General features: G+C 70.3%; 6 protein-coding genes. 2 read left to right on the forward strand and 4 right to left on the reverse strand.

Annotated elements, in window-relative coordinates; translation table 11 throughout:
* Positions 1-1,410, reverse strand: a complete 1,410-nt coding sequence (locus JHN63_RS07415) for an ABC transporter substrate-binding protein (protein ID WP_200678108.1) — start codon at positions 1,408-1,410, stop codon at positions 1-3.
* A 455-nt stretch (positions 1,411-1,865) separates the two neighbouring features.
* Between JHN63_RS07415 and JHN63_RS07420 the strand changes: the two genes are divergently transcribed.
* The gene (locus JHN63_RS07420; RefSeq protein ID WP_200678109.1) at positions 1,866-2,921 is read left to right on the forward strand and encodes a LacI family DNA-binding transcriptional regulator; all 1,056 of its coding nucleotides are present in this window, start codon (positions 1,866-1,868) and stop codon (positions 2,919-2,921) included.
* An 82-nt stretch (positions 2,922-3,003) separates the two neighbouring features.
* Here the strand turns inward: JHN63_RS07420 and JHN63_RS07425 are convergent, their stop codons facing one another.
* Positions 3,004-5,094: an RICIN domain-containing protein gene (locus tag JHN63_RS07425; protein ID WP_200678110.1), complete on the reverse strand. Its 2,091-nt coding sequence runs from the start codon at positions 5,092-5,094 to the stop codon at positions 3,004-3,006.
* A gap of 436 nt (positions 5,095-5,530) precedes the next feature.
* Here JHN63_RS07425 and JHN63_RS07430 point away from each other — a divergent pair, with 436 nt between their 5' ends.
* On the forward strand, positions 5,531-5,932 hold the full coding sequence (locus JHN63_RS07430) for an Lrp/AsnC family transcriptional regulator (protein WP_200678111.1): 402 nt from the start codon (positions 5,531-5,533) through the stop codon (positions 5,930-5,932).
* A gap of 17 nt (positions 5,933-5,949) precedes the next feature.
* On the opposite strand, the gene JHN63_RS07435 is transcribed toward JHN63_RS07430, so the two are convergent.
* Both JHN63_RS07435 and JHN63_RS07440 read right to left on the reverse strand, forming a co-directional pair.
* The gene (locus JHN63_RS07435; RefSeq protein WP_200678112.1) at positions 5,950-6,633 is read right to left on the reverse strand and encodes a GntR family transcriptional regulator; all 684 of its coding nucleotides are present in this window, start codon (positions 6,631-6,633) and stop codon (positions 5,950-5,952) included.
* Positions 6,634-6,694: 61 nt separating this feature from the next.
* Positions 6,695-6,969, reverse strand: a 275-nt coding sequence (locus tag JHN63_RS07440; protein ID WP_374222902.1) for a rhodanese-like domain-containing protein, incomplete at its 5' end; no start/stop codon positions are given.

Here is a 6,969-nt window from a genome sequence, read left to right on the forward strand (position 1 = left end):
TCAGGCCCGGTCGACGAGGTTGGTCCGGATGTCGGACGTGGACTTCTTGATGACGTCGTCGACGCTCATCTTCCCGTCCATCAGCTTCTGGAGGTTCGGGCCGAGGTAGGTGGTGGCGGCCTGGGTGAACCAGGACGGGATGCGGTAGCCCGCCGGGATGGCGAGCGAGGCCTTGGTGCCGACCTCCCACAGGTTCTGGTTGCCGAGGCCGGGCAGCGGCTTGAAGAGCGGGTTCGCCGGGTCGAGCGCGGACTTCACCGACGGCAGGGCGGTGTTCAGGCCGTTGGGGTAGACGCTGTTGCTGCCGAAGACGGCCTTGTAGCCCTCGGGGCTGTAGACCGCGTGCTCGTAGAAGAGCCAGGCGAGATCCGGCTGTGCCGCCTTGGCGGGGATGACGAAGGAGCTGCCGCCCATGACTCCGGAGCGCGCCCCGCCCGGTGTCCACGCGGGGAGTTGCCCCACCCGCCAGTGGCCGGTGCTCTTCTTGAACGTGCCCTGGACCAGGAAGTTGTACCAGATCGCCCAGGGGACGAGGGAGACCGTCCCGCCGTCGGCCTGAGCGATCTGCGCGGTGCCGGCGAACTTGCTGCGGGCCCCCAGACCTTCGTCCGCGACCTTCTTGATCCAGGTCAGGGCGGTCCGGAAGGCGTCGGTGTCGAGAGTGAGCTTGCCCTTGGCGTCGACCAGGCCGGTGCCCTGCTGCTGGTTGACCAGCATCATCAGCCACTGCGTGGCCAGGTTCGGGTCCTGCTCCAGCGGGATCGGCCGGGCCTTGGCGTCGCGGCCCTTGATCTCCCTTGCCGCGTCCAACAGGGCGTCGTACGACGTGAGTTGGGCAGGGTCGACCTTGGCGGCGGCCAGGATGTCCTCGCGGTAGTAGAGCAGACCCGGGTCGGTGTCCCACGGGATGCCGACCAGGCGGCCGTCGCTGGTGTTGCTGTCCAGCTTGTACTGCACGGTGTCGGCGCGGTACTTGGCCATCTGCGCGGTGAGGTCGGTCAGGTGCTCGGCCTGACCCAGGACGCTGCCGTCGCCGAAGAACGAGCCGTCGGGCACGCCCGCGCCGGAGATCAGGGCCGGGGGCAGCTTGGTGTCGATGTCGACGCCGACGAGCTTCAGGGTCACCTTCGGGTACTTCTTGGTGAACGAGGGCACCACACCGCGGAACACCTTCAGCAGGTCGTCGTCGCGGAACCACAGGGTCGCGGTGCCCTTCGCCTGGGCGGGCACGGTCGAGCCGAGCGCCTTCGGGGCCGCGGTGCTGCCGGGAGCACAGGCGCTGAGCGCACCGGTCGCGGCGGCCCCGATGCCGGCCGCGCCCATCAGACGCAGCAGGGATCGGCGTGAGGTACCGGCGGCGGGGCCCACGGCGGGTGCGGCGGCTCTGCGCTCGGCGCTGGACGATGACATGCGGGTCTCCTTTGACTGCCGCTGACTTCAGCAAGGCATGCGGGTGGGTGGGCGTGCTGACGGGGCGTGAACGGGGTGGTGGCGCGCGCAGGCGGTGCCACGGGATGAGGGGGCAACGGGAGGACGTCACGGCCACTGGCGAGCGTGCTCGGGTGAAGCGGCGCCAGCGCCGAACTACGGTCCGTGCCTGTCGGTTTCGCCGCCCGGGGCCCGGTGGGGAGCGTCGGTCGGCCGATCAGGTTCCAACGTTGTACCCTTGCTCTGGCGGCTGCGTCAATGGCCTGGTCGACACCTGGAGGAGGTCTTGTCGCAACCCACGGCCCGACATGCCCCAGGTGGCGGTACCGTCAGGGGCGGCAGACAGAGACGGGCCGCAGAGGCCGGGACCGGGCACACGGTCACCGGCGGCGGAGCCACCCCGGTGGCCGCGAGCGGCGACGAGCCCGGAGGAACAGATGGCCCAGCCCACCCTGCACGACGTCGCGGCGCGGGCAGGAGTGTCGATCAAGACGGTGTCGAACGTGCTGCGCGGAGTGGAGGGCAGGGTGTCGGCCCGGACCGCCGCCCGGGTGCACCAGGCGATCGAGGAGATCGACTACCGCCCGAACCTGTCGGCCCGCAGGCTGCGCACCGGCCGCTCCCAGGTGATCGCGCTGGCCGTGCCGGACCTGGGCAACCCGTACTTCGCCGAGGTCGCCACCGCGATGATCGGCGCGGCGCGGAAGGCCGGCTACACCCTCCTGATCGAGGAGACCGGAGGCGACGCGGGTGCCGAACTCGGCGCCGCCGAGCATCTGCGCGACCCGCTCATCGAAGGGGTCATCATGTCGCCGGTGGACCTCGGCGGCGAGGCACTCGCACAGCGCACCAGGTCCATGCCGATCGTGCTGCTGGGTGAGAGCCAGCCCGATGCCACAGGCGATCATGTCGCCGTCGACCATGTCGCGATCGACAACGCGGCCGCCTCGCGCGCGCTGACCGGCCACCTCCTGGACCAGGGCATCCGCCGGATCGCGGTGATCGGCCGCCAGGACCACGCCCCGCACGCCACCGCGACGGCACTCCAGCGGCTGAAGGGCTATCGGGAAGCGCTGACGCAGCGCGGTCTGCCCTTCGACGAGGAGCTGGCCCCGGCCGTCCCCGGCACCCACTACAGCAAGGAGGCCGGCGCGCGGGCCGCCGCCGAGATCCTCACCCGGGGCGAGCGCCCCGAGGCGCTGTACTGCTTCGCCGACGTCCTGGCCATCGGCGCCCTGCGCGCCGCCCACGACCAGGGGCTGCACGCACCGCACGACTTCGCCCTGGCCGGCTTCGACGGCATCGACGAGGGACGTTTCACCATCCCCACCCTGACCACCATCCGGCCCGACTACGCCGACATGGCACAGCAGGCCGTGTCCGCGCTGACCGAGCGCATGAGCACCGAGGACCCCATCCCGCCACGCGAGCTGCGCTGCGGCTGGGAACTCGTCGTCCGCGAGAGCACGCAGGCCGCACCGCCCTCGAACTGAGCGACGCACAGCACCGGTTGGGAGCCTGTGCGGATCCGGCGGCGGGCGGGCCGGTGAACCACGGCCCGCCCGCCGCGAGTTCCTACTGGACGCCCTCCTTCACCAACCGCCACTGCTGGCCGTTGTAGCCGGTGGTGGACCACTGGTCGGCGATCGCGCCGTCCGCCGTGGAGTTCTGGTAGATCTCCAGCAGTCTGCCGCTGTTGGCGTTGATCCAGTAGCCGTAGCCGGAGTCGGTCGGGTTCGGGGTCCACCGCTGAGACGCGGACCCGTTGGACGAGTTCTGCACGACCGCGGCGCCGTTGGCGGTGGACGCCCCGCTCACGGTCAGCAGCTTGGCGCTGTTGAGGTTGGCCAGCGTGTAGCCGCCCGAGGAGGCCGCGGTGATCCGCCAGACCTGGGTCGGGTTGTTCGTGTCCCCCCACTGTCCCGTCGGGGCGCCCTCCGTCGTCAGGGCCGACGTGGTCTCCAGGTACTTCCCGCTGGTGCGGTTGACCAGCTTGAACTCCCCGTCCGCGGCCACGCCCGACCGGTAGACGTCGATGGCGTCGAGTTCCGCGTACGTTCCGTTGTAGCCGAAGGTGATCGTGTTGTTCCCCGCGTTGAGGCTCGCAGTGAACTGGGCCCAGCCGAAGCGGCCCCAGTCGACGGTGGCCGGATAGCTGAGTGTGGTGGCGCTGCCGCCGTTCACGCTCACGGTGTGACTGCTGGTGGCGCCCGTTCCGTTGTCGTAGCGGACGTTGACCGTGTACGTCCCGGCCGTCGGCACGTTCACGTGGGTGAAGGAGACCTTGCTGTCCGAGTAGTTGATGTTGCCCACCTTGCTGCCCCCGTCCGCGTCGACATGGGAGACGAGCGTGGTGTCGGTCAGGGTGGCCCGTTCGGCTTCGTAGTGGTGGGCGTTGAGCGGGATCGATCCGACGCGGATGTCGTTGTAGGTGGTGGTCGTGTTCTCCACGTTGGTGGCCTGGAAGAGGGTGTTCCCGTCCACGCTGGTGTCAAAGGCCTGGGCGAAGCCGGCGAAGGTGCCGCCCTGGGTGTCGCTCGAGTCGTACGTCACCGCGTACGGCAACCGCTCCCAGGAGCCTTGGCCGAGGTTGTAGTTGACCATGAAGTTCTGGCCGCCGCTGATGTTGCCCGACGCATCAAGTCCCCACTTCGAGGAGACGACGACCATGCCGTTCGGGCCGCCCGCCGGCACCCACTTCACGAAGGGCGAGGATCCGATGCCGCGGCCGTTGGCGAGCTTGATCGGTGTGCCGAGGTCGTTCGCGGTCCAGGTGATGCCGTCGTCGGAGAACTTGTAGTAGACCACTGCCGTGTTGAGCGACTGCGAGGGGCGGTTGACGACCTCGTAGACCGCCATGTACTTCCCGTTCGGCAGCGCGGTCACCGTGATCATGCCGGGTCTGTCACTGCTGTTGGGGATCGCGGCGACGTTGCCCTCCGTGCCCCAGGTGGCTCCGCCGTCCGCCGACACGCGGTAGGAGACTGCCTGTAGCACGCCGTTGGCCTTCTGCCGTTCGTCGGAGAAGTAGCAGACCAGGTCTCCGGCCTCGTCGAGACCCAGCGACGGCTCCCATACGGTGGTGGTGGTCGAGGTCGGGCTCGGGTCGTAGACGGCGGGGCCGCCGCTGTCCACGGTGCTCAGGTAGGACCAGGTCGCGCCGTGATCGGTGCTCTTGTAGACCACGAGCCGGCTGCTGGACTTGTCCGACGGCATGATGTTGCCGGCCAGGAGGATCGTGCCGGCCGCGAGACCGTCCGTGGCCTGCGGCACCTCGTAGAGGAACGGCTGCGAGGTCTTGATCAGCGAGGAGAAGGTGTTTCCCGGCACCACGTCGCTCAGGTGCGTCCAGGTCGCCCCGTTGTCGTCGCTGGAGTAGATCGGGTACACCTGCTTTCCGTTGACCCAGACCAACTGGTCGTAGGTCACCAGGATGCGGCCGTTGCTGGAGCCGCCGTGCTTCAGCACGATGGTCTTCGCGTAGGTCGTGCCGGCGGGGTCGAAGGAACTCCCCGCGGCGGGCGAGTACACGAGCGAGCCGTTGCCGGTGGTGACGGCCCACGCCGTGCCGGGAACCGCGACCAGCGCCACGCAGGACACGAGAAGGAGGAGCCACCGCAGGGCGGCGCGCCCCAGGGGGAAGGAAGGACGTTCGGGCAGGCGCATACGAGTCCTCATCAGCGGGTGGAGTGGGTGGGTGCGACCCGGCGGAGCGCTCCGCCGGGGCCGAGCGACGGCCGGCAGCGACTGACACCAGCCCTGCCGGAAGCAGCGCGGGGGCGAGGATCACCCGACCACCACGTCTGGTTCCAACGTTGTACCTAGTGGGTTGGTGGGCGTCAATAGATCTGCGCCACCCCGCGTACCGATCAGGAGATCCAGGACGGCGCCGAGGGTGCGGTACCGATTGCCGGGCGCCCGCGCCGTGAGTGACCGACCGTCACGAAGAAACGCCCGCACGGGCAACCGCCGGGCTCCGGGGCGGTCATACGCGGTGGGCCACCACACCGCTGTCCCCCGTCCCGCTCCGCTCCCCCAGCCGGACCGCCAGACGGCGACCAGAGATCCATACCGATCGGCGACCCACCCCCACACTTCCACCATGGATGCGACAGACCGGCGGATCGTGCAGTGCCTTCTACGGGACGGGCGCGCGTCCTTCCGGCGTATCGCCGAGGCGGCCGAGGTCTCCGAGCAGACCGTGGCCCGCCGCTACCGCGCCCTGGTCGCCGACGGAGCCGTCCGGGTGCGCGCCCTGCCCAGCCACGCGACTCCCGAGGACCTGACCTGGTTCGTGAGGGTCCAGTGCCGTCCCGACGCCACCGACGCCCTGGCGGACGCGCCGGCCGCCCGCGAGGGCACCTCCTACGTCAGCGTCACCTCCGGCGGCTCCGAGATCGTGGGCCGGACCCGCACCGGTCTCCGCGACCAGGGCGGATCGGTCCTGCACCGCCTCAAGCAGGCGGGCACGCGGCTCCGCGACGGCCACCTGATCCCGACCTGACCGCTACCGTTCGACGCTCACCGCTGAGCGTCCGCGCTGCCGTCCGATGCCGTGGTGGAGGTCAACTCCGCTTCCACGCGCACCCGTTGCCGTATGCGCCGGTCCCGGTCGTGGCCGTGGTGGGCGAGCATCGCGACGCGGGCCGCCTCGGCGTCCTGGGTCCGGATGGCCTCGGTGATGGTGCGGTGTTCGGCGAAGGCGGCGGTGAAGGTGTCGGCGACTTCGGGGGTGCGCCAGGGCGCGCTCGTCTTCACCTGGGCGTCGAGGGTCCGGAGCAGGGCGACGACTGTTCCGTTGTGGGCGGCCTGGCGGACCGCGTCGTGCCAGTCGTTCAGGCTCCGCCGGATGTGTGCGGGTTCGTTCAGGGACTGGGCGTGGTCGAGGTGGGCGTCCAGTCGGACCATGTCGACCGGGCTGCGGCGCCATGCCGCCGATTCGGCGGCCGTGGCGTCCAACACGGCCTGGATCTCGAAGAGTTCGAGCATCTCCTCGTCGGAGCGCAGCCGCAGCGTGAACCCGCGTCGGGTGGGCACCAGCAGCCCGTCCCGCTCCAGCAGGGCCAGCGCCTCGCGCACCGGGGTGCGGGAGACCGCGAACTCCTCGCTCAGCGCGAGCGGTACGAGCGAGGCGTCCGCCGGGTAGTGCCCGGAGGTCAGCCGCTGTCTGAGGGTGTCGTAGATCGTGTCCCGTGTGCTCTTCATCCGCTTCCTCGTCGTGGGCCCGTGGGCCGGGACCGATCATGCCCGATACGGGGGCGGTCCGTCACGGTCGGCCGGTCGCCAAGGGCAGTTCCGGGTGGGCCCGCCACTCGCTGAGCGAGCCGTCGTAGAGGACGACGTCGTCGATGCCGATCTCGTGCAGGGCAAGGGCCAGTCCGGCCGCGTTGATGGCCCCGCCGCGGTAGAGGACCGCGCCGGCTCCCTGCCGTAGGCCGTGCTCCCGTGCCAGCCGGGCGGTGCGGGCGGGGTCGAGTGTGTGGTGCGGGCCGAGGAGGTCGGCGTAGGGCAGGTTCGTGGTGCGGGGTATGTGTCCGGAGC

It is taken from the genome of Streptomyces sp. MBT65 (assembly GCF_016612545.1).
In the GTDB taxonomy this organism is placed as follows: Bacteria; Actinomycetota; Actinomycetes; order Streptomycetales; family Streptomycetaceae; genus Streptomyces.

What these genes read in the sequence shown, in the direction of transcription:
- JHN63_RS07415 (WP_200678108.1), bottom strand. Translation starts at nt 1,410, where the DNA reads ATGTCATCGTCCAGCGCCGAGCGCAGAGCCGCCGCACCCGCCGTGGGC.
- JHN63_RS07420 (WP_200678109.1), top strand. Translation starts at nt 1,866, where the DNA reads ATGGCCCAGCCCACCCTGCACGACGTCGCGGCGCGGGCAGGAGTGTCG.
- JHN63_RS07425 (WP_200678110.1), bottom strand. Translation starts at nt 5,094, where the DNA reads ATGCGCCTGCCCGAACGTCCTTCCTTCCCCCTGGGGCGCGCCGCCCTG.
- JHN63_RS07430 (WP_200678111.1), top strand. Translation starts at nt 5,531, where the DNA reads ATGGATGCGACAGACCGGCGGATCGTGCAGTGCCTTCTACGGGACGGG.
- JHN63_RS07435 (WP_200678112.1), bottom strand. Translation starts at nt 6,633, where the DNA reads ATGAAGAGCACACGGGACACGATCTACGACACCCTCAGACAGCGGCTG.